Here is a 25,167-nt window from a genome sequence, read left to right on the forward strand (position 1 = left end):
TTAGTGGACGTCCTTCCAGTACTCCTTCTTTAGCAGATATGCCAGGAAAGTGAAGCCCGCCAGGAACAGCAGCACCCAGATGCCGTAGCGCTGACGCTGGAGGGCGGCCGGTTCGGCGGCGTACTCCAGGAAGTTGGTCAGGTCACGGGAAGCCTGCTGGTACTGCGCCGGCGTGAGCTTGCCCGGCTGGGAGAGCTCGAGCTTCTCCACATCGTCGCTGCCTTCCTTCTTCACGGCCGTCTGGATGCCCTGCAATTCCCACAGCGGGAACGGCATGGAAGCATTCGGGAACACCGTGTTGTTCCAACCCACCGGACGGGTCGGATCGAGGTAGAAGGAGTTGAGGTAACCGTAGACCCAATCAGCCGTCTTGGCGCGCACTTCCAGCGACAGGTCCGGCGGTGCCTTGCCAAAGAACTGCTGGGCCGAATCCTCCGGCATGTGCGAGATCACTGGGTCGCCGAACTTGGCGCCGGTGAAGTTGAGGTTCTTCATCACCTCGTCTTCGGACAGGCCCAGGTCTTCGGCGATGCGCGAATAGCGCACGTACTTCAGCGAGTGGCAACCCACGCAGTAGTTGAAGAACAGCTTGGCGCCGCGTTGCAGCGAGGCCTGGTCGTGCACGTTGGTGCCGGCCGAAGGCAGACCGCCCTCTTCCTGCGCCATGGCGACATTGGTGCCGACCAGCAAGCCAACGGTGAGCGCAACCGTGGAAATGATTTTCTTCATCGAGGGCTGCCGCTTATTCATGGTCAAACACCACCCGCTCCGGAACCGGCTTGGTCTTTTCCCAGCCGAGATGCGTGTAGCACCAGAGGAACACGAAGTAGCCGAAGTAGAGGACGGTCATGAAGCGACCGAACGCGTTCTCCCAGAACGTCGCGTCCGCAGGCACCCACTCCGTGGTCAGCTCGCCGACCACGCCCGCACCCACCAGGGCCAGGCCGATGAACGACGCGGCGAAGGTCATCAAGGCCACCTTGAAACCGGTGCCGCGATAACGGATGGAGCGCACCTTGCCGGCGTCGATCCACGGCAGCACGAACAGCAGGGCGATCGCGCCGAACATGCCCAGCACACCCCAGAACGCCGTGCCGAAGAACGACGGGATCATGCGCAGGATCGCGTAGAACGGGGTGAAGTACCACGACGGCTTGATGTGAGTCGGGGTGACCAGGTTGTTCGCCGGAATGAAGTTGTCATGCTCCAGGAACCAACCACCAAAGGTCGGCGCAAAGAAGATGATGAACGCCGCGATCAACACAAAGAAGCCCACCGCCACCAGGTCGTGCACGGTGTAGTACGGATGGAACGGAATGCCGTCGGCCGGCTTGTTCGGGTCCCAGCGGTTGCCCTTGGCGCCGTGCTTGATGTCGACGCCGTCGGGGTTGTTCGAACCCACTTCGTGCAGCGCGAAAATGTGCAGTACCACCAGCAACAGCAGCACCAGCGGCAGCGCGATCACATGCAGGGCGAAGAAGCGGTTGAGCGTGGCGTCGGCCGGAAGGTAGTCACCCATGATCCATTCGACCAGGCTGCTGCCAATCACGGGCACCGTGCCGAACAGGGAGATGATCACCTTGGCGCCCCAGAACGACATGTTGCCCCACGGCAGCACGTAGCCCATGAAGGCTTCGGCCATCAGCGAAAGGAACACCAGCATGCCCAGCAGCCACACCAGCTCGCGCGGCTTCTGGTACGAGCCGTACATCAGGCCGCGGAACATGTGCAGGAACACCACCACGAAGAACAGCGAAGCGCCGGTGGAGTGCATGTAGCGGATCAGCCAGCCCCACTCCACGTCACGCATGATGTACTCGACCGAGTTGAAGGCTTCCGCCGCACTCGTCTTGTAGTTCATGGTGAGGAAGATGCCGGTGACGATCTGGTTGACGAACACCAGCAGCGCCAGCACGCCGAAGTAGTACCAGAAGTTGAAATTCTTCGGCGCGTAATACTCGGTCATGTGCTTGCGGTAGACCGGCATCAAGCCAGGTGCCCGCTCATTGACCCAATCGCCGACTCGCGTGAATACGTTGGCCATTAGCCGGCCTCCTTCGGATCCACGCCAATCTGGATGTGCGTGTCGTCCATGAAATGGTACGGCGGCACCAGCAGGTTCTTCGGTGCGGGCACGCCCTGGTAGACGCGACCGGACATGTCATAGCGTGACTTGTGGCAGGGGCAGTAGAAGCCACCCTTCCAATCCGGATCGAACGGCTCGGGCTTCATCACCGGCACGAAGTCGGGGACGCAACCCAGGTGCGTGCACAGACCCACCAGCACCAGCCACTCGGGCTTGATGGAGCGTGCTTCGTTCTGTGCGTACTTGGGCTGCTGCTCGGCCGAACCGCTGTCGGACTTGGCGTCGACGAGGCGGGAATCCTGGCTGGGCAGCGCATCGAGCTGCGCCTTGGTGCGGTTGACTACAAACACCGGCAGACCGCGCCAGGGGTAGGTTACCCGTTGGCCCTCTTCGATCTTGCTGATGTCGATCGTGACCGGCGCACCTGCGGATTTAGCCCGCGCACTGGGTTCCCACGACTTGATGAAGGGCACGACTGCCGTAACTACTCCCACACCACCAACCACTGCCGTGGTCGCTGTGAGGAAGCGGCGGCGGCCGTGATCGACGACTTCGTTCGCCATCAGGCTCTCCGGTACTTACATGCCATTGAGACGCGGAACTTAGATGTTCCACAGGTGCTTGCCAAGCGCGTCGATCAATCCGACAGCAGGAGACTACCTTGCTGTGCAGAGAAAAACCCCTAAGACTCCCCCTTAGAGAACAGCAGGCACGCGCGGCACCAGCACGATGAGCATGCAGCGAGAGCTACAGGCCTTCCGTTGTCGGGACCTAAGCGCACCGGGAAACCCCGGGACGACCCGCTTCGCAAGCGCCAGTAGATTCAGGCTCCCGCAAAATCGCGTTAGTGTAGCGTCAGGGCATGACTCGTACAATAAAATAGCCTCGCCTGCGACACATGCGCGCACCCCTCTCTAACGCCTTGCCGTGAAACGCATTACGACATGAAACATGCCGCTGGCACGCTCGCATTCATCGCCCGCTTCGTGGTGCTCGGGCTGGCGGCTGCGTTCGTCATCAGCCTCGCCTGGCCTGATGTCGGCCATCGCCTGCGGGAACGCTTCGGGGTCGCGCCGACGCCGACCACCGAGTCGATCAGTACCTCATCGACGCCTGCGCACACCGGCGGCCCGATCTCCTACGCGGACGCCGTCGCCAAGGCGGCACCCTCGGTCGTAAACATCTACGCCAACAAGATGGTCACCGAGCAAGCGGTGCAGATGTATACCGACCCGGTGCTGCAGCGACTGTTCGGCGGCCGTCCGACTGGTCCTGCCTACAAGCGACGCGAGCAGAGCCTGGGCTCGGGCGTGATCGTGCTGCAGGGTTATGTGCTGACCAACAACCATGTGATCGCCAACGCCGACGACATCCAGGTGCTGCTGTACGACGGACGCGTGGCCAAGGCCACGGTGGTGGGCGCCGATGTGGAGACAGATCTTGCGGTGCTGCGAATCGACGCCGGCAACCTGCCGGTGATCCATATTGCCGACCACCGTCCCACCCGCACCGGTGACGTCGTGCTCGCCATCGGCAATCCATTGGGCCTCAATCAAACGGTGACCATGGGCATCGTCAGCGCCATCGGCCGCCAGCTGAGCAGCTCCAGTCCCGAAGACTTTATCCAGACCGACGCGGCCATCAATCTGGGCAACTCCGGCGGCGCCCTGGTCAACACCGAGGGCGAGCTGGTCGGCATCAATACCCTGCTGATCGGCAAGGCGGCCAACGCCGAAGGCATCAGCTTTGCGATACCGGTAGCGAGCGCCAAGCGCGTGCTCGATCAGATCATCGACAGCGGACACGTCGTGCGCGGCTGGATGGGTGCCGATTACACCTTTGTCCCCGTCGCCGCCGACAGCGGCCTGCCGGCAGCGGCACGCGGCGCGCAGGTCACCGATATCTATCCGGGCGGACCGGCGGCGACGGCCGGCATCCAGCCACACGACATTCTTTTGCGAATCGGCTCGGAAGACATCGTCGATCCCGCCGACCTGCGCAGGCATGAGGCTGCGCTCAAGCCAGGCAGCAAGGTCGAAGTCTCCGGCCTGCGCAACGGCGCGCCCTTCCATACCGAAGTGATTCTTGCGCAGCGTCCACCCACGACGCCGACGGCGTCACTGGATAGCTGAAAACCCCGCCGCAGCCACCGGCGATCGACCACCGCCCGGATGGATGGCCAAGCCATAGCGTTTGCGCAGCGTGCCCACGCGTTCGACATAGACCTGCGTTTCCGCATACGGCGGCACGCCGTTATAGCGCTGCACGGCGCCAGGGCCAGCGTTGTATGCCGCAGCCGCCAGACGCTCGTTGCCGTTGAACGTGCGCAACAACAAACCGAGATAACGTGCGCCGCCGCGGATGTTTTGCGCGGTGTCGAAGGCATCGCGCACGCCCATGTCATTGGCCGTGCCGGGCATCAGCTGCATCAGGCCCTGGGCGCCCTTGATCGAGAGCGCGCGCGGATTGAACGCGCTTTCGGCATGGATGATGGCGCGCAGGAAGGCCTCGTTGACGCCGGACTCCTGACTGGCCAGTTTGATCACGTCGCTATAGGCCGCAAGATTTAGCGCCACCGAATCCCAGCGGATATTCGAATGCAGATTGCACGCCACGCAGGTGGCGATGTAACTGAAGAGCATCGTCACCGCGTGACCTTGCTCGCCCGCCGGCCGCAGGTTGGTGTATTCCACGCTGCCGTCCTTGCGCACGACGCGATAGACCGCACCGCGCAGCACGCGACTGCCATCGGCATCTGCAGCGGCCACGGGCTTGTCGGGCGTGGAGGCGCTGCGCGCCGGGCTGGCTTCGCTATAACTCCACTGACCCGGCTTTCCTGTCGGCGCCGCTTTGGCCGTTACGACGCGCGCCGTGGTTTCCACCGAATCCTCGACCCAGGCTACTGAAGGCGGCTGCGGCGCAGGCACCGCCGGCACTTTGCCCGCGGAGCTTTCCACCGAACCCTTGACCGTCGCCAGCGAAGGCGCGGGTGCTGCTGGCTTCTTGCGCACCGGATCGGGTGCGCCAGCAATGCGGCTGCAGCCCTGATAGCCCGCCGTGCTGCTGCTGAAGACGGTTTCGCCTGCCGAACCGGTGCAGCGGTAGAGCGAGCCCGCATGTCCCGGCAGCGAAAGCACCAACAGCCCTGCAAGCAAGGCGCAGCCAGCGAGGATCCGCCGAGGGGCCGCCGCGCCCAGCCGCGACAAGGGCAGCCCGCTCACGGACTCCCCTCGGGCCGTCCAGCCTTGGCGGCGGCCTCATCACGGTCAAGCAGCGACATCACTCCCCCTTCCTCATCTTCTCCCCGTGCGGCTAGCCAGCGCGGGGTTTGGCGGCAGTGTGCTACCGCGCCGCCCTCCACGCCAAGCGCTGCGCGGCCGATTCGTGCGTCAGTACCCGTTTCCAGTCGCCCCACGGGCGCGCAAGTGCTTGATCCGCCTCGCCCGTTCCAGTGGCGGCAGGGCCTTTTGACGCGTAAACTACGCGGTTCGGCAACCCTCGCGCCGCCTCCTGAACCACGGTACCCAAGCCCATGACCGGCAAGCTTTTTATCAAGACCCACGGCTGCCAGATGAACGAGTACGACTCGGCCAAGATGGCCGACGTGCTCAAGGCCTCGCACGGGCTGGAGCTGACCCAGGATGAAGCCGAGGCGGACGTCATCCTGATCAATACCTGCTCGATTCGCGAAAAGGCCCAGGAAAAGGTCTTCAGCCAGCTCGGCCGCTGGAAGGAGCACAAGCAAGGCGGCAAGCCCGTGCTGATCGGCGTGGGCGGCTGCGTCGCATCGCAGGAAGGTCAGGACATCATCAAGCGCGCGCCTTACGTGGATCTGGTGTTCGGCCCGCAGACCCTGCATCGCCTGCCGGAGTTGATCGAGGCGCAGCGCGCCACCGGCAAGCCGCAGGTGGACATCAGCTTCCCGGAAATCGAGAAGTTCGACCGCCTGCCCGAGCCGCGCGCCGAAGGCCCGACCGCCTTCGTGTCGATCATGGAAGGCTGTTCCAAGTACTGCTCGTACTGCGTGGTGCCCTACACCCGCGGCGAAGAAATCAGCCGTCCGTTCGACGATGTGCTGGTGGAAGTGGCCCAGCTCGCCGGGCAAGGCGTGCGCGAAGTGAACCTGCTCGGCCAGAACGTCAACGCGTACCGCGGCCCCACCCATGACGGCGGTATCGCGGACCTCGCCGTGCTGATCCACGCCATCGCGCAGATCGAAGGCATCGGTCGCATCCGCTTCACCACCTCGCATCCACTGGAGTTCTCCGACTCGCTGATCGAGGCGTATGCCAACGTGCCGCAGCTGTGCAACTTCCTGCACCTGCCCGTGCAGGCCGGTTCGGATCGCATCCTCACAGCGATGAAGCGCGGCTACACGGCGCTGGAATTCAAGCAGAAGATCCGCAAGCTGCGCGCGGTGCGTCCGGATATCTGCGTCTCGTCGGACTTCATTGTCGGCTTCCCTGGCGAGACGGCCGAGGATTTTGAGAAGACCATGAAGTTGATCGAGGACGTCGGCTTCGACCAGAGCTTCTCCTTCATCTTCTCCTCCCGCCCCGGCACGCCGGCCGCGAATCTTGCCGACGACACCCCGGCAGATGAGAAGCATGCACGCCTCACGCGCCTGCAGGCCAAGCTCAACGACAACGCGCGTCAGATCAACGAGGCGATGGTGGGCACGGTGCAGCGCGTGCTGGTGGAAAAGGTCAGCCGCAAGAGCGCCAACGAAGTCACCGGCCGCACCGAGAACATGCGCTTCGTGAACTTCCCCGGCAGCACCCGCATGATCGGCCAGTTCGTAGACGTGGTGATCACCGAGGCGATGAGCAACTCGCTGCGCGGCCGCGTGAAGCTGGCCGAAGAAGACGTCGCGCTGGCCTCGTGACGGCACCCATCTCGATCCGGGAAATCGGCGCCGACGAGTTCACCCTGGTCTGGCCGCTGTTCCGCAGCGTGGTGGCCGCGGGCGACACCTACAGTTACCCGCCCGACCTGAGCTTCGAACAGGCGCGCGACTGGTGGACTTCGCCGCCCACGCGCTGCTTTATCGCCGAACGCGAAAAACTGGTGCTGGGTTGCTACATGCTTCGCGCCAACCAGCCGGGACTGGGCGACCACGTGGCCAACGCCGGCTACATGGTGTCACCCGCCGTGCGCGGCCAGGGCATCGCCTCGGTCATGTGCGAACATTCGATGGCGCTGGCCCGCGACGCGGGCTTCACCGCGATGCAGTTCAACTTTGTGGTCTCAACCAATACCTCCGCGGTGCGCCTATGGCAGCGCCACGGCTTCCGCATCGTTGGGCAGGTGCCGGGCGCATTCCGCCACGCCGCGCATGGCCCGACCGATGTCTACGTGATGCACCGCCCTCTCTGACGCATACCGATGACCAACGGCCTCCATCAACGCGACTTTTCCCTCGAGCCGGAAGACAACGCACGGCTCTCCAATCTCTGCGGTCCCTTCGATGAGCATCTGCGCCAGATCGAGCTTCGCCTGGGCGTGGAGATCAATCATCGCGGCGCGCTGTTCCAGGTGATCGGCGAGGAAGCCGCGTCGCGCGCGGCGGAAAAAGTGCTGCAAGCGCTTTACCTCACGACCGAAAACGAATCGCTGAACGGCGCGAAGATCAATCTGCAGCTGGCCGACTCGGGCATCGAAGCCATCGTCAACGATACCGACGGCGCGCAGGAAGTCACCATCCGGGTGAAGCGCGGTGTGATCAAGGGCCGCGGCCCCAACCAGGCGCGCTACCTGCATGCGATCACCACCCACGACATCAGCTTCGGCGTGGGCCCGGCCGGTACCGGCAAGACCTATCTCGCCGTCGCCAGCGCGGTCGAAGCACTCGAGGCCAATCGCGTGCAGCGCCTGTTGCTGGTGCGCCCGGCGGTGGAAGCGGGTGAAAAGCTCGGCTTCCTGCCCGGCGATCTTTCGCAGAAAGTCGACCCGTACCTGCGACCGCTCTACGACGCGCTGTACGAAATGCTGGGCTTCGAAAAAGTCGCCAAGCTGATCGAGCGCAACGTGATCGAGATCGCGCCGTTGGCCTATATGCGCGGCCGTACGCTCAACGATTCGTACGTCATTCTCGATGAAGCGCAGAACACCACCGTCGAGCAGATGAAGATGTTCCTGACGCGCATCGGCTTCGGCTCGGTGGCGGTGATCACTGGCGATGTGAGCCAGGTCGACCTGCCCCGCCATGTGCGCTCGGGCCTGCGCCACGCAGTGGAAGTGCTGCGCGGCGTGGACGGCATCAGCTTCACCTTCTTCACCTCGCGCGACGTGGTGCGCCACCCGCTGGTGGCGAAGATCGTGCGTGCGTACGAGGCGTTCGAGCAGACGTCCGAAGAGCCGCCGCGATGAGCGCTGCCGTAACCGTTTCTGTGGGCTACGCCGCATCGCGCAAAGGCGTGCCGGCGGCGGCAAGCTTTCGCCAATGGGTCGAAGCTGCGCTGCGCGGCGCCAAGCGCCGCAAGGCCACCGAACTGTCGATCCGCATCGTGGACAGCAAGGAAGGACGCGCGCTCAACCGCGACTATCGTGGCAAGGATTACGCGACCAACGTCCTGTCCTTCCCGGTGGAGCTTCCACCCGGCGTCAACCTGCCGCTTATCGGCGACCTGGTGATCTGCGCACCGGTCGTGGCGCGCGAGGCGGCGGAGCAAGGCAAACCATCGCGCCACCATTGGGCGCATATGACGGTGCATGGCGTGCTTCATCTCATCGGTTACGACCATATCGACGACCAGGAAGCCGAACAGATGGAAGCGCTCGAAACGCGCATCCTGGCAGGACTCGGCATCGACGATCCCTACGCCGTCGACGACTGACGGCGCCATCCGCTTCGCAGGCTTTTGCGCTACAAACTCGCGCTCATCAAAACCAGCACGCGAAAAGCAGCGCGCAACTGGTTGATCGCTGTCATCCATCCATCTCATACGCTGCTGCAATGCGACAGCTTGATGTCAATCGTGCGTCCTGCGCGAGTGACGCCTATTCATTTTTTGAACTGATATCTAACTGTTCCTGAGCGTTTTCCCGGTCGAAGACAGGCGAGGTTCATCGCCAAGGCACTATTCCTTTCCGGGTCCGGTAAGTGACGCATCGCATCAACGAGGAAACGTCATCCGACGTCGCGGCACGTAAGCCACCCATCCTCCGGACTTCAATTCACTGGCCGCCATCTCCGCGAGATGTGCCTATTACCGCCCCGCTTCGGCGCACGGGTGCAGGCGTCTGCGTGACGTCACTTGCCAAAGGCGAATGTTTTGAAGACCGACCTCCTGCCCACCGAACGCTTTCCCCATACCGCCACTGCACCATCCAGAGAACTGGCACCTACACGCAAGTCCTCGCTCGCGATCGTGCCACGCCTGGCTGGCTATGGACTGCTGGGTTTCATCGCATGGCTGTTGATCTCCACGCTGCTCGAGCCCTGGCTTTCGAACCGCGCCACGCGCGCCGTGCTCAACGCCCCCGCCATGCTGATCACCACGCCCATCAGCGGCACCGTCAGTGAACTGCATGCACAGATCGGGCAGCCGATCGAACCGGGCCAGACGATTGCCGTCATCAAGAACAACACCGTGGCACGCGATTCGCTGACTACTTTGCTGACGCAGCGACTCGATCTGCAGAGCCGGCTCGATGATCTCGACCATCGCATCCAGGCGGATCAACGCATGCTCGAGTACGTCAACCACCAATACGACCAGTATCAGAACGCCAACGTGTCGCAGCTCAAGAACAACTTTGCGTCGCTGCAGGCGCAGCAGGATGCGGCCTCGGCCAAGCTGGAAGAGTTGGACAGCAAGTACCAGCGTGCGATGACCTTGCAGCGCGATGGCGCCGTGAGCGCGGCCACCGTGTCGGCGGCGCGCGCTGAGGCGGACGCTGCCCGCAATGAAGCCGATGCACTGGACAAAAGCGCCAGCGGCATGGGTGCCAGCATCGCCGCCGCACAACGGGGCATCTATGTTGCTTCGGGTCAGAGCAGCAACGACCAACTGACCCAGCTTTCGCAGCGGCGCGCCGACCTGCAAAGCAGCATCACGGGTGAGCAGGCGCAGCTCGATGCGCTGAACAAGCAGATGAGCGACCTCAACAACCTGGTCAACCACGAACAGGATCGCGTGCAAGCGCTCTCCGATTACGCGGTGAAAGCCTTCGGGAACGGTGCGGCGCAAGACATCGTGGCACCCGTCGGCACTCAGGTGACGGCCGGAGCAACGCTGGTACGCGCCTCCGATTGCAGCAAGACCGACGTGGTTGCCGTCTTCCCGGCCCGGATGGCTGGACGACTGAACGTGGGCACGAAATTGCGCGTGCAGATCGAACCTTCAGGTCGATCACACGATGCGCACATCTCGCAAATCCTGCCCACCGCGAACGAAGCGCTGCAGAACGGCTACAGCGCCCCCTTCCCGTATGCCGAAGATGGCTCGGTCTACGCGCTCGCGCAGTGGGACACGCAAGACGGCGCCAATGCGGGCATACCGGCGTGCACCCCGGGCCGCAGCGTCACGGCGAGCCTGCGCTGATCGCATCCTTGGAGGCCGGCATGTTGATACGACGACGTTACTTCTCCGGCATCGGACTGCTCCTGGCAGCGATGGCATCCAGTCCCGTGCTGTCGACTAGCGTGACCCAGCAGCAACTCGCCGACAGCACCTGCTCCGTGCTGCGTTCGGCTGCCGCAGCCAATCCCGGCCAGGGTCCGATGCTGTTGCCTAGCTACCCGAATCTTCAACCCGGATCGGTGAGGGCACTGGAGAATGTAGCCTTCGTCTACGACAACGCGCTGGCCGGCATCGCCCTCACCGCCTGTGGCGACGCGGCGCAGGCCAAACGCATCGCCGACGCGCTGCTGATCGCCGCGTCGCATGACCCCACTTTCAAAGATGGCCGACTTCGCAACGCTTATCGCGGCGGTGCGATCACCGGGGACAAAGTTGAGTTGCCCGGCTACTGGGAGAGCAAGGGCAACTATTGGAGTCAGGACCCTTACCAGGTGGGCACGGCCACCGGTAATGCGGCGTGGGCATCGCTGCTGCTGCTGACCGTCTATGACAGCAGTCACGACCGGCGCTACCTGGATGGCGCCGCAGCCCAGCTGCACTGGATACAAGCCCACACGCTGGGCACGGCGCCTGCCGCTTACGAGGGCGGTCTGTTCGGCTACGACAACGCCCAGCGCCCGCAACACTGGAAAGCCACGGAACACAATCTGGACGTCTATGCGGCTGCGACGTGGGCCGGACGCGAGACGGGCGATGCCGCATTGACGCAACAAGCCAAGGTCGCCGGCGACTTTGTGAAGTCGATGTGGGACCCGACCCAACAGCGCTTCTTCGTCGGCACGCTCGACGACGGCAAGACGCTTTCCCGCGACAAATCCGGCCTCGATGCACAGGTGTGGCCGTTGCTCGCTTTCGATTCGCACCCGGCTGACTGGAACCAGGTGTGGTCCTGGATCGACTCGCAACATCGCAGCGGCGACGGCTACGGGTATCGCCGCCAGCCTGATGGCGTATGGACCGAGGGAACGGCGCAGGTCGCCGCGGGGCTTCAGGCAAGTGGCAAGCCGGTGCCCGATACGCTATGGCAGGTGCTCGCCGCACAGCGCAGCGCCAGCGGCATGCTCTATGCCACGCCGCAACCGCGCATCGCTACTGATTTTGCGATCGGTCCAACGTCCACCTACGCCGACTTTTTCTACTACCACCAGCCCCATCTCGGCGCGACGGCCTGGACGGCCCTGGCGGCCAAGGGCTGGAATCCCTTGGTAGGTCACCCGATTGGCCACGCGGAGCAGGCGCCATGAGCTTTCCGTTCGACGACATGTCCATGCTCGAGGTGATCGGCCTCACCCTGCTGCTGGGCGCGGGGATGGCTCGTTTTGCCAACCCGCATCGCCCGTTTGATCGCCTGCTGTTCGGCTTGTTGTCGGGTGGGCTGCTGCTGCGTTACGCGCTCTGGCGCAGCGCTGACACGCTGCCGGATCCCAGCCACGGCTTCGCCAGCGTGTGGTCGTACGTGTTCTACGCCTTCGAGATGATCTCCATCGTCTACACGCTTGCGGCCATCGCCGTGATGGTGCGTCGGCGCGACAACCGCCCGCATGCCGATGCCGGCGAAAAGCGCCTGCGCGCAGCCGGCACCCATGTGCCCGCGGTGGATGTATTCATCGCCACCTATAACGAGGACTGGCAGATCCTGGAAAAGACCATCGTCGCTGCCAAGGCGATCGACTATCCGCGTGTCGCCGTATGGGTACTGGACGATACGCGCCGCGACTGGCTGCGCGACCGCTGCGCCCAGTTGGGCGTGAACTACACCCGGCGCCCCGACAACAGCCATGCCAAAGCAGGCAACCTCAACAACGGCCTGCGACTCTCCGCCGGCCACACCAATGCGCCCTACATCCTGGTGCTGGATGCCGACTTTGCGGCGCAGAAGAACATCCTCTATCGCGTGCTCGGCCTGTTCGCCGACCCCAAGGTGGCGCTGGTGCAGACGCCGCAGTTCTACTACAACGCCGATCCGATCCAGCACAACCTGGGTGCGACCGATAGTTGGGTGGATGAGCAGCGCGTGTTCTTCGACGTGTTCCAGCCCTCGCGCGACGCCTGGGACTCGGCATTCTGCGTGGGCACGTCGTTCGTGATCTCGCGCAAGGCGATCACCGACGCCGGCGGCTTTCCGACCGATAGTGTTTGCGAAGACATCCACACCACCTATCTGCTGCGAAGAAGCGGCTATATCACGCGTTGGCTCAACGAGCGCCTTTCCGTGGGACTTTCGGCCGAAGGTCTGGTGGAGTACATCAACCAGCGCGGCCGCTGGTGCCTGGGCACCATGCAGGTGGCCTTGCTCAAGGATGGCCCCTTGCGTGGCTCGGGCTACAAACTGATCGACCGCCTGCACTACATCCACGGCATGCTGCACTGGATCGGCAAGCCGTTCCTGCTGATGATGCTGGTGGCGCCGGTGTTGTACTGGTACTTCGGCATCGCCGCGTTCTACACCTCGCCGGAGCGGTTCCTGTACTACGGCCTGCCGGCCCTGATCGGCTTCTGGTTCTACGGTCCGTGGATCACCGAACGCAGAACGCTGCCCATCTTCACCGAGGTGACTCAGCTGGTGGCGGCCTACGCCGTGACCAGGACCATCATCTCGGCCTGCTTCCGTCCGTTTGGACGTCCGTTCAAAGTCACCGCCAAAGGACTGGATCGCAGCAAGGTCGTGGTGCATTGGAGGCTCGCTGCCTTCTTTATTGCGCTGATGCTGTTCCTTCAGGCGGGCGCGGTAAACACCATCATGAATGCCGACATGAGCGCGGGCACCGCGTTCAACCTTGGCTGGACGCTGATTGCGCTGGTGCTCAACCTGGCCGCCATCATGGCCTGCGTGGATCTTCCGCGATTGCGCCAGGAAGAACGGTTTCCGTTCCACCGCGCCACACGCTGGCGCGTCGGCGCGCGGGAGGAGACCAGCCAATTCATCGATATCTCGCTGAGTGGTGCCGCCCTGCGTCGCGGCCCCGCCGTACCTGCACCGGGCGAACGCCTGCGCGTACTGGTTCCCGAGGTGGGCTGGGTGCCAGCGCGAGTGGCTCGCCACAGCAAGCGGCGCCTGTGCGTGCACTTTGAAACCAATGAAGCGTTGCGGCATCGACTGATCGAACTGATCTTCAGCCAGGCGCCGCACAACATTGCCATCAAGGCGCGGCCGCTGCGTGCCTTCCTGCGCCTGGCACGACTGGCCGGCCTGTCCATGCCGCCGCGCTGATTCCGGAGATAGCCATGAAGCCTTTGATAGTCGCTGTGTCTCTCACGACGTGCCTGCTGGCCGCCTGCACGATGGAGCCGGCGTATCAGCGCCCGTCCATGCCCGTGCCCAACCGTTTCCCCGAACAGGCAAGGACCACGCAGTCCTCCACAACGTCCACGCCAGCGCCCGCCATGCCTGAACTGGAATGGCGTGATTTCTTCAAAGACCAGGCGCTGCAGCGCTTGATCGAGATCGCGCTGGACAACAACCGCGACCTGCGCATCGCCGCCGCCAACATGGCCGAGGCGCGCGCGGGCTATGGCGTGGCGCGTGCAAATCTGTTCCCCGAGATTGATCTGCAAGGCTACGCCGGACGCCAGCGTTTGCCTGGAATGACGCAACAGCCGAGCAACGGCTTGCTGGGCCCGATCCAGAACAACCGAACCACCGCCGCCTCGTTCAATACCTTCCAGGTACAGGCCGGCATGACCAATTACGAACTCGATTTCTTCGGTCGCCAGCGCGCCATTGCGCACGAGTCGGGCAAGCTGGCAGAAGCCAGTGCTGCCGACTATCAGGCCGCCCGCATCGCCGTGATCGGTGAAGTGGCGAACGCGTATCTGGCACTCAACGCCGATCGCGCCCTGCTGCAACTGGCCCAGCAGACGCTCGCCGCGCAGCAGCAACACGCGCAGGTGATGCAGAACGCATTCAGAGATGGCGGCGTGTCGGAGTTCGACATGCGCCGATCGCAGACTCAGGTCAGCGCTGCCCAGGTGGATGTCGAAGATGTGCAGACCCGCATCGCCAAGGACATCAATGGCATAACGGTGCTGATCGGCCAGCCGTTGCCGGCTGGTTACGGCACACCGAGCCAGTGGCAGGCGCCTCTGTTGACCGACGTCCCGGCGGGGCTCCCCTCGTCATTGCTTGATCGCCGCCCCGACATCGTCGCAGCCGAGGATCGCCTTCGCGCAGCCAATGCCGACATCGGCCGCGCTCGTGCCGCCTTCTTCCCGAATATTGCGCTGACCGCTGCGCTCGGCGCCTTGAGCGGCGGCCTCTCCAACCTTTTCTCGGCCGGCTCGCTGGCGTGGAACGCCGGAGCTTCGGCAGCCATGCCCCTGCTGGACTGGGGCAAGAACAAGAACGAGCTCTCCGCCAGCAAGGCCCGCTACACCGGCGCCACGGCCGCCTACGAGGGCGCCGTCCAGCAGGCCTTCCGCGAAGTAGCCGACGCGCTGGCCGTGCGCGACCACATCGTCCCCGAACTCAAGGCCCAGCAGGAGCTGGTCGACCAGTCGCAACGCGTCTATGGCATCTCGCAGGTCCGCTTCAAGGAAGGCATGGACGACTACATCGCCACCCAGGACGCCCAGCGTTCACTGTATGCCGCCCAGCAAAAGCTGGTCGGCCTGCAACTGGACCAGGCGGTGAACCAGGTCAACCTCTATAAGGCGCTTGGCGGCGGCTGGAATGGCGGCCGCGGACAGACGGCCGGGGTTGCCCGGGCACCCTCGCCACCAGCGGCAACGGCCAGCGCCCGGTGAATTCAACAGCTCCTGACGGCGGGAGGCGGCGCCGCCCTTGCGTATCGGCGCCAGCCCCTCCTGCGCCTTGTTCCTGAATCGTCACGAATTTTCCGCTAGACTGACCATTCCGCCCGAGTTCGGGCTGCATCCGCACGAGTAATGAACGAGGACCCTGGCAGTACCAGCGGCCCGGCCCACCGCAGTTGGTGGGATCGACTGGGCCACCTGTTTTCTGGCGAGCCGCGCAACCGCAAAGAGCTCATCGACGAGCTGCGCACCGCCCAGACCAACGGCCTGATGTCGATCGACACCCTGACCATGGTCGAGGGTGCGATCAAGGTCACCGAGCTCAGCGTGGATGACGTCATGATTCCGCGCACGCAGATCGTGATGCTCTCGGCCGAAGCGCCGCTGCGCGAGATCCTCGAGACCGTCGTCGAATCCGGCCACTCGCGCTTTCCCGTGCATGGCGAAGACAAGGACGACATCCTCGGCATCCTGCTCGCCAAGGACCTGCTGCGTTTCGTTGGCAATGGCGATCATTTCGACATCGCCAGCGTGCTGCGCCCGGCCGTGCTCATTCCCGAGTCCATGCGCCTCAACGTGTTGCTGGCCGAGTTTCGCCACACGCGCAACCACATGGCGCTGGTGGTGGACGAATACGGCGGCGTCGCCGGACTGATCACCATCGAAGACGTGCTCGAGCAGATCGTCGGCGAGATCGACGACGAGCACGACGATGAGGAAGAACCCACGCTGATGCACGAGCAATCGGGCGGCGGCTGGGTAGTCAGCGCGCTCACCCCGATCGCCGATTTCAACGAACAGACCGGCGCCAACTTCTCCGACGAGGAATTCGATACGGTGGGCGGCATGTGCACCTCCGAATTCGGCCACCTGCCGGAAGTGGGCGAAGAAATCGCCATTGGCGACTACCTGTTCCACGTCACCGAAGCGGACGATCGCCGTGTCCAGGCGTTCCGCGTGATTCGCCAGGAAAGCTGATCGTGCATCGTCGTGGTGGAACGTCGGCGTCGCCGCGCCTGAGCCGTTTTATCGCCAGCGTGGCCAGCCTGATGCTGTGCTGCCTGCTGCTGTGGCCGTCCCACGCGCGTGCCGGCGTCGCCAATGCACCGGGCAGCAACCTCGACGTGTCACTGATCACTTATGGTCCCGGCGACACGTACTGGGAACGCTTCGGGCACGACGCGATCGAGCTGCGCGACAGCGTGAGCGGCGAAGCGGTGACCTTCAACTACGGCGTGTTCGACTTCGACGAAAGCGGCTTCCTGCTGCATTTCGCGCAAGGCCAGATGCACTATCTGATGGACGCCGCGCCGTCCGACGTCGACCAGCACTACTACACCGAAGTCGGTCGCTCGGTCACACGCCAGCGACTGGCTTTCACGCCGGCCCAGGCGGCCGACATGCGCGACTACCTGCTGTGGAATCTGCAGCCCGAGAACGCGCGCTACGACTACGACTACTACGTGCGCAACTGCGCCACCCGCGTGCGCGATGCGCTCGACAAGGCTCTCGGTGGCATCCTGAAGCCGCAGCTCGAAGCGCGTCAGGGCGGCATGACTTATCGCCAGCAGACCGCGCGCCTGATGAGCCAGCAGGCGTGGCTGATGCTGATCCTCGACCTGGGCCTGGGCCCCTACGCCGACCAGCCGCTCAATGCCTGGCAGGAAGCGTTCCTGCCGATGGAACTGCAGCAGGCAGTCAACCACGTCACGGTGAAAAACGCCGACGGCCACGCGCAGCCCCTGGTGATCGACGAACAGGTGCTGTCGCCCAATCGTCTTGACGCGCCGCCGGCCTCAGCACCCGATCTTCGTCTGCCGCTAGCCTTGGCTGGGCTGATTTTTGCGGTCGTATTGATCGCCGCCTACCGTTTTGCACCGATCGTCGGCGCCCTGCTCGGCTCGCTCTATCTGCTGCTGGCCGGCTTCGTAGGCATCGCGCTGCTGATCCTGTGGACGCTCACCACGCACCACTCCGCATGGGCCAACGCCAATCTGCTGCTGTTCAATCCGCTGGCCCTCCTGCTGCTGCCGGCCTGGTGGCGTTCGCGCAAACACCTCGCCGCTTCGCGCTTCGCCACGGGCGCGATCATGCTGCAGCTGCTCGCTGTGCTGATCGCCTGCCTGCTGCACGTGCTGCCCGGTGTAGTGCAACAGAACCAACCGTGGCTACTCTTTGCGTTGCCTATCTGGTTGGTAACGGCCTGGTGCATGCGTCGACAGCAGGTGGCCAACGTCGCCACGGTGTGAACCGTTGTCGTTGCCCTGTCTTCCATCCCGGCGCATCATTTGCGCATGGATATGACCACCGCCAAACCCGCTGGCCTCACCCCTGCTTCCTCAATGGTCGTCAACTGCGTTGCCTATCGCTTCGACGGGCAACGCATCGGCGACATCAGTGTCGATGACATCAGCGAAGTACTGAAGCAACCGGACACCTTTGTTTGGGTCGGCCTGCACGAGCCCGACGAATCGCTGCTGCACAAGCTGCAGGAGGAATTCGACCTGCATGATCTTGCGATCGAAGACGCCCAGGCGGCACACCAGCGCACCAAGATCGAAACCTATGGCGACTCACTGTTCGTGGTGGTGCAAACCGCGCAGCTGGTGAGCGGGCATCTTGCCTTTGGCGAGACGCATGTGTTCCTGGGCCAGCGCTATCTGGTGACGGTGCGCCATGGCGCCTCGCTCTCGTACGCCCCCGCCCGGCGCAACTGCGAACATACGCCGGACCTGCTCGCGCTGGGGCCAGCCTATGGCCTGTATGGCGTGCTCGACTACATCGTCGACAACCTGCTGCCCATCGTGCGCGACTTCCGCGAGGAGCTGCAGGAGCTGGAGAAGGACATCTTCTCGGACACGTTCAGGCGCAGCACGATCCGCCGCCTGTATGACATGCAGCGCGACCTGATGACCTTGCGACTCGCCGTGGCGCCGATGCAGGACATCATCAGCCAGCTGGTGCGGCAGCATCCGCAGCTCATACCGGACGAACTGCGGGCTTACTTCCGCGACGTGTACGACCATGTATTCCGCGTCAACGAGTCGATCAGCGCCATGCGCGAGATGCTCGCCGCCGCCATCAACGTGAACCTGTCGCTGGTCACGTTCGGCCAGAACGAAGTGATGAAGCGCCTCGCCGGCTACGCAGCCATGCTTGCCGCCCCGACGCTGATCACGAGCTGGTACGGCATGAACTTCGCGCATATGCCGGAGCTCAGCAAACCGTGGGYGTACCCTGCCATCATTGGCATTGTGGCGGTACTGGTAGGCAGTATTTATTACGTGCTCAAACGAAGCAAATGGCTCTAAGGAATCGCTTTCCGCGCTTCGCCTGTCCGATCAAAGCGAGCCGCCGCAGCAGCCTGCGCCTTGACCAAAAAGTCGTACTACCCTATCGCCGTTAATACGATGCCGCCAAACCGGGATAGTTCCGGTTGTCTTGAGCACCCATCTTCCGGGGAGATCCATGCCCGTTTCCATACAACTTAAGCGCCTAAAATCTGCGCTTCGCCGGCATGTATTGCCAGAGGCAGAACGGCAGCTTCTGGCTACCGGCAAGCTGCTGTCCGACAGCGTCAGGGCCAAGAAGAATATCCAACGCCTGGAAGATGTCGAATTCAGGATTTTCTCGCAGTGGGGTGACGACGGAATCATTCAGTGGCTCACCGCCCACCTCAATTTTCCGTCCAAAACATTTGTCGAGTTTGGCGTCGAGAATTACCGCGAATCCAACACGCGATTCCTGATGATGAACAACAATTGGTCCGGCCTCATCATGGACGGAGGAAAACAAAACATCGAAGAGATCATCGGATCGGAGTACTACTGGCGATACGATCTGACGGCCAAGGAGGCATTCATTGATAGGGAGAACATCAACGAATTGCTCAGATCATCCAGACTCCCAACCGATATTGGCCTGCTCCATATCGATCTTGACGGAAACGACTACTGGATCCTCAACGAGATCGATGCCGTGGTGCCAACGCTATTGATCCTTGAGTACAACAGTGTGTTCGGGTTGGACCGGGCGATCACCGTTCCGTACGACAAGTCGTTCCAACGATCAAGGGCACATAGCAGCAATCTCTATTTCGGCGCGTCGCTCAGAGCCCTTCATCAGCTCGCATCTGCCAAGGGCTACGCCTTTGTCGGATGCAATAGCGCAGGCAATAACGCTTACTTCGTCAAGAGAGACGCCCTCAATGCGACCGTATGTGAGATTCCGCTGGAGCAGGGTTTTGTACTCTCGAAGTTCAGAGAGAGCAGAGCCCCCGATGGGGCACTCACCTACTTGAGTGGCGCGGACAGACTTCTTGCCATCAAGGGACTTCCAGTCTTCAACACGGATACTGGGCAGCTGGAAAAACTCTGATCCAGCAATGCTGCATCAGGAGCATCGCGGCGAAACGACGCCAATAACGGCCCGGCGTCGCCGTATGACACCGACGCCAGGCAAAGGTCCAGGAACAGCTCAAAGCCCCCGCTGCACGCTGCAGCGGGGGCTACCGATCAATGAGACGACGCTGGGGTTTGCTCAGCCGTCCACTGCTTCAACCATGCATTGACCGACTCATGCCACTGCACGCTGTTCTGCGGCTTGAGCACCCAATGGTTCTCGTCCGGGAAGTGCAGCAGCTTGCTCGGGATGCCGCGACGCTGCAGCGCCGTGAAGGCGCCCAGGCCCTGCGTATCGGGAATGCGGAAGTCCTTGGCCGAATGCACGACCAGCATCGGCACGCGCCAATCCTTGACGTGGTTGACCGGGTTGAACTTCTCGTAGTTTTCCGGGTGCTCGTACTGCGTGCCGCCGTTCTCGCGCTCTTCGAACCACAGCTCTTCGGTGTCGTAATACATGGCACGCGCATCGAACACGCCGTCGTGGTCGACCAGGCATTTCCAAGGCTGGTTCCACACGCCGGCGATCCAGTAAATCATGTAGCCGCCGTAGCTGGCGCCCAGCGCGCAGGCGCGATCACCGTCGAGGAAGCTGTATTTGGACAGCGCGGCGCTCCAGCCGGCCTTGAGGTCTTCCAGCGGCTTGCCGCCCCAGTCGCCCGAGATCGCATCGGTGAACGCCTGGCCGTAGCCCGTCGAACCGTGGAAGTTGATGGTGACCACAGCAAAGCCCTGACCGGCATACGTCTGCGGATTCCAGCGATAGCTCCAGCTGTTGTTCATCGCGCCCTGCGGGCCGCCATGGATGATGAAGGCCACCGGATACTTCTTGCCGGCTTTGTAACCCACCGGCTTCACGACATAGCCCTGCACCGTTTCGTTGTTCCAACCCTTGAAGGTGAAGAACTCCGGCTCGCCCATCTGGGTCTTCTTGAGCTGCTCGGCGTTGTAATGCGTGACCTGCTTGAGGCCCTTGCCCTGCAGGTCGGCAACATAGAGGTCCGCCGAGTGCTTCAGGTCATCGCGCTGCACGAGTAGCGACGACTTGCCCAGTGAATAGCCGCCTACTTCGCCGTTGCTGACCAGAGTGGTGGTCTTGCCGCTTGCCACGTCGACGGCAAACAGTGGGCGCTGCCCGTTGTCGTCGGCGGTGACATAGAGCGTCTTGCCATCGGCCGACACCTGCATGCCACCCGCGGAACGATCCCAGCTCGGTGCCACTTCGCGCTTCTGCCCGCTGGCAAGGTCCAGCGCCATGATGCGGAAGCGATCGGCTTCGGACACCGGCACCTTCATGGCGAGGTAGTACAGCGTCTTGCCATCTGGCGACGGCACCGGGAACGCGTCCCACGCCAGGTTCTCGGCCGTGAGGTTGCGCGGTGCGGCGGAGCCATCGGCCGGCACGCTATAGACATCGAAATTGGTCGACCACGGCTCGCTGTTGCCGGCGATGCGCACGTCGAAATACACGGTCTTGCCATCGGGCGAGAAGCTGAACTCGCCATCATCACCGAACGGCTTGCTCGGCACATCGCCATCGATGCCACGCGTCAGCAGCATGGGTTGCGCCGTGGGCTGATCAAGATCGGCGATGTAGAGCTGCGCGCGACGACCGTCAGCCCAGGTATCCCAGTGACGCACGAAGAGCTTGTCGTAAACCGTGCCCGAGGCCTTGTCCTTGGCGCGGCCGTCCAGACGCTCCTTGGTGCAGGCCAGATCGGTGCAGTCGGTGAACACACCGAAGGTCAGCAAGGCTTTCTTGCCATCGGGCGAAAGCTTGTAGCCGTCGACATCGATGGGCGCGTGCGTCACCTGCGCTGCCGTGGCCGATGCGCCCAAGGGGCGACGCCACAACTGCGAGACGCCATCTTTGTCGGCAACGTAATAGATGGCCGAACCATCGGGCGCCCAACGCGGCGAGGACGCTTTTTCCACCAGCTTGACCGGCGCGCCCCCCTTGGCCACGTCAAGCACATAAATCGAAGTGACGCCCTTGTTCGCTGCGTAATCCGTGGCACGCACGGTATAGAGCGCCTGGCGACCATCCGGCGACAGCTGCGGATCGCCAACGCGATCCATCATCACCAGATCGCGGATAGTGAAAGGGTGGGTACCGTGGTTTTCGACCTCAGCCGCAACGGCAGAAGGTCCGGCCAACGCAAGCGCCAGCGCGACAAACAAGGGTTTCATTGGGTGGGGTTCCTGGGTGTTGCGAAAGCGGTGACGGTACGAGTCGACGGGGGTCCGAGGCAAGGCACGGTGCGGCATGGGGAGCCACAGCAGCGAGGCGAACAGGTAGCTGGTCGGACCGCCAGCCTCGAACGTAGCGCTCTCATCGCCCCCTTGGCAGCCTGAAAGTTGGCGAAAACACCTCGGAAAGCGCCCGTCAAAACCCAAGGGAAGTGACCATCCCGAGCACTTTGAGACGGGGGTCTCACAAATCAACTGACGTGCAACGTCACTTTCTGCCCCGCTTTAGCATGCCGATCCACCGCAGCGAGACGGGCTCGACAATCCTGCAAAAAGCCTGATCCAATCAGGTTGCCGGGTCTCGTGACCCTATGCACAATCCACACACCCGCTACCCAGCGGGGACCTGCCAAGTGGCACAAGTGGCACATAACGTGCTGCAATTGCCGCGAGCTTCCTGGTCGTTCCAGGCCGCAGTAAGGGGGTCCGTTCCCGCCTAGGGGGAATCGGGACCGGGGCTCAGGGGGCATTACCGGTTAGCTAACCAAAAACAGAGGAACCACCATGAAGAACGTGCAGAAGGGCTTTACCCTGATCGAATTGATGATCGTCGTGGCGATCATCGCGATCCTGGCTGCCATCGCCATCCCGCAGTACCAGAACTACATCACCAAGTCGCAGTTCTCGGAATCGCAGACGATTGCTGACGGCCTGAAGACGCCGGTCGTCGAGTATTTCAACCAGACGGGCTCGTGCCCGACCAACGGCACCACCGGCTTCTATCTGGCCGGCAGCTACACTGGCAAGTATGTGCAGCAGACCGCCATCGCCGGTGGCAACGGCCCCTGCACGATCACGGCCACGTTCAAGTCCACCGGTTCCGTCTCGGCGCCCCTGAACCAGAAGACTGTCCAGCTGTCGGGCAACATCTCCAACGGTGGCACGATCGTCTGGACCTGCACCTCCACCGTCGATCCGAAGTATCTCCCGAAGGTTTGCCAGTAATAAGATCACTGCAGCAAATCTGCTGGATCGCGTATATGGACCCCTCCCGATGGAGGGGTCTTTTTCGTTTGGGTTACCAATAGTGAGACTCGAAGATCGTCCAGACTGGCCGGACAAGTACCCGCCGCAGAACACCAAAGTATCCTGATTACGCAAGGCCAGATTCGTGGGGATTTCCAATTACATGATCTTCGATCGCCCGGCCAAATCCACGCAAACGTGGTTGCTCTTGATCATGATACTGATCGTCTGCGCAGCACTTTACTGGCCGGCATTGCGGGGGCCGTTTCTCTTTGATGATTTTCCCAATCTATCGGCCTTGACCAGCATCGATCATGTGTCGAGCTGGCGCGACCTGGGCATCTATCTTTCTCAAGCAAGAGACCTGCCCGGCCGTCCGCTGGCCATGTTGAGCTTTCTTCCTCAACGAAGCGACTGGCCCGGCTCGCCGTTTCCATTCAAGTTGGTGAACCTAGCCCTGCATCTTGGGTGTGGCTTCCTCGTATTCCAGCTGACCAGGCATCTGTCCCGATCACTTGACCAGAAGAGCAATTCGCCGCGGCCCACGGAACAACATGAACTTGCCGCCCTCTTTGCCACGGCGGCGTGGCTGCTGAATCCCATGGAGCTCTCTGGCGTAGTGCTGGTAGTGCAACGCATGACACTGCTGATGGCGCTGTTCGTCCTGCTGGGCCTACTTGCTTACCTGCGCAGCCTTCTTCGCGACGATTTACCTGTATCCCGCCGTGCGGCATGGATGTTGACTGGCCTTGGCCTGTGCACGGTGCTGGGCATACTGTGCAAGGAAAACGGCATCCTGCTGCCCGTTTACGCGCTGGTGCTTGACGCAACGGTGTTGCGGGCTCAGGCACGCAGGCTACCCCGCCAACTCCAATGGCTGCGCCGTCTTTTGATATGGCCGGCCGCGCTCTTTGTGCTGGCCTACCTGCTGCACGCCGGCTACGTCGCCTGGGGCCAACAGTACATCCGCGATTTCACGCTGGGCGAGCGCCTGCTGACCGAGCCGCGCGTACTGGCCACCTACCTTGGTAACACCTTCTTTCCCCGATTCGGTGTCTACGGGATCTATCACGACGATCTCGTTGTTTCGCGTGGCTTGGCGTCGCCACTTAGCACGGCGCTTTGCTTCGCCCTGCTTATCGCTGGAGTGGCGACGGCCTTTTCCTCGATGACGCGCCGGCCGCTGCTGGCCCTAGCGATCCTGTGGTATCTCTGTGGGCATTTGATCGAAAGCTCGACCGTGATGCTCGAGCTTTATTTTGAGCATCGGAACTATGTACCTCTGATCGGCGTGATGATGGCTATTGGCATTGGGATGACACGGTTGGTGGCGGCCGCACCGCGAAGCCTCGCTCAACTGGCTTACGGAATCTGGTTGGTTGCCTGCTGCTTTGCAACAGCCTTAAGTGCACGTGTCTATGCGTCAGAAGACCTGTTGGCGACAGTGTGGGCCAATGCACAACCAGATTCTCTTCGAGCTCAAGGCTATCTGGCGGATCGCCTGTCCAAAAGCGGACACCTGGATCAAGCGCTACGCACCATTGATACGATAAAGGCGCGCCACCCATACAATGCTGGCCTTGAGGCCAACCGCATCTACCTGCTGTGCAGCCTGGGCACCCTCAGCAGCCACGACGTGGACGAACTAGATCGACTTCTGCGCACATCCTCTTTCGATCGCACTGCCTTCGAAAACATGGAGACATTGCGCATTCTGGCGACCGGCAATCAGTGCCCCGCGCTGAATAGTGACCGCTGGAAAAGCAGCGTAGATATCATGCTGGATAACCCTGCCTACCGTGATAATGCTGTTTCCGGCGGCATTCTTCACTACCAGAAGCACCTTTGGGCCGTGCAGCATGGCGATCTAGACATGGCCATTCGAGAACTGGACGCCACCTACCGGGCGGACCCCGACGCCAACATTCCCCGACTGCAGGCGAAATACCTTGCCAGTGCAGGCCTTCGTGAGCAGGCGATCGGCGTATTGCAAGACACCGACACCAGTCGCCTGCCACTGTTAAGACGTCTGTTGGTGGACGATAAGGCTGTCAATGCCGAAGTCATTGCCGAGATCAAGCGCATGAAGTGACCCTCACGGATGGTTCCGAGATGCGAGGCAGGCATC

The 25,167-nt window shown here is 62.5% G+C and carries 20 protein-coding genes; 15 read left to right on the forward strand and 5 right to left on the reverse strand.

What is annotated here, in order from left to right; genetic code table 11:
* The 3 genes from AB4Y82_RS03675 to petA are packed head-to-tail and all read right to left on the reverse strand — an operon-like array spanning position 1 to position 2,649.
* Positions 1 to 729, reverse strand: a complete 729-nt coding sequence (locus tag AB4Y82_RS03675; protein WP_441602695.1) for a cytochrome c1 — start codon at positions 727 to 729, stop codon at positions 1 to 3.
* Between the two features lie 13 nt (positions 730 to 742).
* Positions 743 to 2,044, reverse strand: coding sequence for a cytochrome b (locus tag AB4Y82_RS03680; protein WP_441602575.1), 1,302 nt, complete (start codon positions 2,042 to 2,044; stop codon positions 743 to 745).
* Entirely contained in the window at positions 2,044 to 2,649 is a 606-nt protein-coding gene (gene petA, locus AB4Y82_RS03685; protein WP_121878244.1) for a ubiquinol-cytochrome c reductase iron-sulfur subunit, read from the reverse strand. The genes AB4Y82_RS03680 and petA overlap by 1 nt, the downstream gene beginning before the upstream one ends.
* Positions 2,650 to 3,030: 381 nt before the next feature.
* On the opposite strand from petA, the gene AB4Y82_RS03690 reads away from it, so the two are divergent.
* Positions 3,031 to 4,218 (forward strand): S1C family serine protease, encoded by a 1,188-nt coding sequence (locus tag AB4Y82_RS03690; RefSeq protein ID WP_441602574.1) that lies wholly within the window; start codon positions 3,031 to 3,033, stop codon positions 4,216 to 4,218.
* Here the strand turns inward: AB4Y82_RS03690 and AB4Y82_RS03695 are convergent.
* Entirely contained in the window at positions 4,204 to 5,307 is a 1,104-nt protein-coding gene (locus AB4Y82_RS03695) for a transglycosylase SLT domain-containing protein (RefSeq protein WP_441611111.1), read from the reverse strand. The two genes, AB4Y82_RS03690 and AB4Y82_RS03695, sit on opposite strands and share 15 nt — an antisense overlap.
* 311 nt (positions 5,308 to 5,618) lie before the next feature.
* Here AB4Y82_RS03695 and miaB point away from each other — a divergent pair, with 311 nt between their 5' ends.
* The 12 genes from miaB (at position 5,619) to AB4Y82_RS03755 (ending at position 19,800) form a co-directional block, all read left to right on the forward strand.
* Positions 5,619 to 6,971 (forward strand): tRNA (N6-isopentenyl adenosine(37)-C2)-methylthiotransferase MiaB, encoded by a 1,353-nt coding sequence (gene miaB / locus AB4Y82_RS03700; RefSeq protein WP_441602572.1) that lies wholly within the window; start codon positions 5,619 to 5,621, stop codon positions 6,969 to 6,971.
* Positions 6,968 to 7,462 carry a GNAT family N-acetyltransferase gene (locus tag AB4Y82_RS03705; RefSeq protein WP_121878238.1) on the forward strand — a complete coding sequence of 165 codons (495 nt, stop codon included), beginning with the start codon at positions 6,968 to 6,970 and terminating at the stop codon, positions 7,460 to 7,462. The genes miaB and AB4Y82_RS03705 overlap by 4 nt, the downstream gene beginning before the upstream one ends.
* Before the next feature lie 9 nt (positions 7,463 to 7,471).
* Entirely contained in the window at positions 7,472 to 8,455 is a 984-nt protein-coding gene (locus tag AB4Y82_RS03710) for a PhoH family protein (RefSeq protein ID WP_441602571.1), read from the forward strand.
* Entirely contained in the window at positions 8,452 to 8,922 is a 471-nt protein-coding gene (gene ybeY / locus AB4Y82_RS03715) for an rRNA maturation RNase YbeY (protein ID WP_441602570.1), read from the forward strand. Before AB4Y82_RS03710 ends, ybeY begins: the two co-directional genes overlap by 4 nt.
* A 438-nt stretch (positions 8,923 to 9,360) precedes the next feature.
* The gene (locus AB4Y82_RS03720; protein ID WP_441602569.1) at positions 9,361 to 10,632 is read left to right on the forward strand and encodes a hypothetical protein; all 1,272 of its coding nucleotides are present in this window, start codon (positions 9,361 to 9,363) and stop codon (positions 10,630 to 10,632) included.
* A gap of 20 nt (positions 10,633 to 10,652) precedes the next feature.
* Positions 10,653 to 11,915 carry a hypothetical protein gene (locus AB4Y82_RS03725; RefSeq protein ID WP_441602568.1) on the forward strand — a complete coding sequence of 421 codons (1,263 nt, stop codon included), beginning with the start codon at positions 10,653 to 10,655 and terminating at the stop codon, positions 11,913 to 11,915.
* On the forward strand, positions 11,912 to 13,882 hold the full coding sequence (locus tag AB4Y82_RS03730) for a glycosyltransferase family 2 protein (protein WP_441602567.1): 1,971 nt from the start codon (positions 11,912 to 11,914) through the stop codon (positions 13,880 to 13,882). Before AB4Y82_RS03725 ends, AB4Y82_RS03730 begins: the two co-directional genes overlap by 4 nt.
* 14 nt (positions 13,883 to 13,896) lie before the next feature.
* Positions 13,897 to 15,414 carry an efflux transporter outer membrane subunit gene (locus tag AB4Y82_RS03735; RefSeq protein WP_441602566.1) on the forward strand — a complete coding sequence of 506 codons (1,518 nt, stop codon included), beginning with the start codon at positions 13,897 to 13,899 and terminating at the stop codon, positions 15,412 to 15,414.
* Between the two features lie 141 nt (positions 15,415 to 15,555).
* The gene (locus tag AB4Y82_RS03740) at positions 15,556 to 16,401 is read left to right on the forward strand and encodes an HlyC/CorC family transporter (RefSeq protein ID WP_441602565.1); all 846 of its coding nucleotides are present in this window, start codon (positions 15,556 to 15,558) and stop codon (positions 16,399 to 16,401) included.
* 71 nt (positions 16,402 to 16,472) lie between these two features.
* Positions 16,473 to 17,672 (forward strand): lipoprotein N-acyltransferase Lnb domain-containing protein, encoded by a 1,200-nt coding sequence (locus tag AB4Y82_RS03745; protein WP_441602694.1) that lies wholly within the window; start codon positions 16,473 to 16,475, stop codon positions 17,670 to 17,672.
* A gap of 45 nt (positions 17,673 to 17,717) precedes the next feature.
* Entirely contained in the window at positions 17,718 to 18,734 is a 1,017-nt protein-coding gene (gene corA, locus AB4Y82_RS03750; protein WP_441611112.1) for a magnesium/cobalt transporter CorA, read from the forward strand.
* A gap of 157 nt (positions 18,735 to 18,891) precedes the next feature.
* A complete protein-coding gene (locus AB4Y82_RS03755; RefSeq protein WP_441602563.1) occupies positions 18,892 to 19,800 on the forward strand; it encodes a hypothetical protein in 909 nt (302 codons plus the stop codon).
* 137 nt (positions 19,801 to 19,937) lie between these two features.
* Here the strand turns inward: AB4Y82_RS03755 and AB4Y82_RS03760 are convergent, their stop codons facing one another.
* Positions 19,938 to 22,013 carry a prolyl oligopeptidase family serine peptidase gene (locus AB4Y82_RS03760; protein ID WP_441602562.1) on the reverse strand — a complete coding sequence of 692 codons (2,076 nt, stop codon included), beginning with the start codon at positions 22,011 to 22,013 and terminating at the stop codon, positions 19,938 to 19,940.
* 564 nt (positions 22,014 to 22,577) lie between these two features.
* Here AB4Y82_RS03760 and AB4Y82_RS03765 point away from each other — a divergent pair.
* Together AB4Y82_RS03765 and AB4Y82_RS03770 are read left to right on the forward strand one after the other, a co-directional pair.
* Positions 22,578 to 23,018, forward strand: coding sequence for a pilin (locus AB4Y82_RS03765; RefSeq protein WP_441602561.1), 441 nt, complete (start codon positions 22,578 to 22,580; stop codon positions 23,016 to 23,018).
* A 184-nt stretch (positions 23,019 to 23,202) separates the two neighbouring features.
* Entirely contained in the window at positions 23,203 to 25,131 is a 1,929-nt protein-coding gene (locus AB4Y82_RS03770; protein ID WP_441602560.1) for a hypothetical protein, read from the forward strand.
* Positions 25,132 to 25,167 lie beyond the last annotated feature (36 nt).

The sequence above is a fragment of the Dyella sp. 2YAF14 genome (assembly GCF_052114725.1).
Classification (GTDB): Bacteria; Pseudomonadota; Gammaproteobacteria; order Xanthomonadales; family Rhodanobacteraceae; genus Dyella.

Excerpts from the sequence above, each read along its gene's own strand:
- AB4Y82_RS03680 (WP_441602575.1), bottom strand. The coding sequence starts at position 2,044 with ATGGCCAACGTATTCACGCGAGTCGGCGATTGGGTCAATGAGCGGGCA.
- AB4Y82_RS03690 (WP_441602574.1), top strand. The coding sequence starts at position 3,031 with ATGAAACATGCCGCTGGCACGCTCGCATTCATCGCCCGCTTCGTGGTG.
- AB4Y82_RS03730 (WP_441602567.1), top strand. The coding sequence starts at position 11,912 with ATGAGCTTTCCGTTCGACGACATGTCCATGCTCGAGGTGATCGGCCTC.
- AB4Y82_RS03760 (WP_441602562.1), bottom strand. The coding sequence starts at position 22,013 with ATGAAACCCTTGTTTGTCGCGCTGGCGCTTGCGTTGGCCGGACCTTCT.
- AB4Y82_RS03755 (WP_441602563.1), top strand. The coding sequence starts at position 18,892 with ATGCCCGTTTCCATACAACTTAAGCGCCTAAAATCTGCGCTTCGCCGG.
- AB4Y82_RS03765 (WP_441602561.1), top strand. The coding sequence starts at position 22,578 with ATGAAGAACGTGCAGAAGGGCTTTACCCTGATCGAATTGATGATCGTC.
- AB4Y82_RS03675 (WP_441602695.1), bottom strand. The coding sequence starts at position 729 with ATGAAGAAAATCATTTCCACGGTTGCGCTCACCGTTGGCTTGCTGGTC.
- AB4Y82_RS03735 (WP_441602566.1), top strand. The coding sequence starts at position 13,897 with ATGAAGCCTTTGATAGTCGCTGTGTCTCTCACGACGTGCCTGCTGGCC.
- AB4Y82_RS03745 (WP_441602694.1), top strand. The coding sequence starts at position 16,473 with ATGCTGTGCTGCCTGCTGCTGTGGCCGTCCCACGCGCGTGCCGGCGTC.
- petA (WP_121878244.1), bottom strand. The coding sequence starts at position 2,649 with ATGGCGAACGAAGTCGTCGATCACGGCCGCCGCCGCTTCCTCACAGCG.
- AB4Y82_RS03725 (WP_441602568.1), top strand. The coding sequence starts at position 10,653 with ATGTTGATACGACGACGTTACTTCTCCGGCATCGGACTGCTCCTGGCA.
- AB4Y82_RS03710 (WP_441602571.1), top strand. The coding sequence starts at position 7,472 with ATGACCAACGGCCTCCATCAACGCGACTTTTCCCTCGAGCCGGAAGAC.
- miaB (WP_441602572.1), top strand. The coding sequence starts at position 5,619 with ATGACCGGCAAGCTTTTTATCAAGACCCACGGCTGCCAGATGAACGAG.
- AB4Y82_RS03770 (WP_441602560.1), top strand. The coding sequence starts at position 23,203 with ATGATCTTCGATCGCCCGGCCAAATCCACGCAAACGTGGTTGCTCTTG.
- ybeY (WP_441602570.1), top strand. The coding sequence starts at position 8,452 with ATGAGCGCTGCCGTAACCGTTTCTGTGGGCTACGCCGCATCGCGCAAA.
- AB4Y82_RS03740 (WP_441602565.1), top strand. The coding sequence starts at position 15,556 with ATGAACGAGGACCCTGGCAGTACCAGCGGCCCGGCCCACCGCAGTTGG.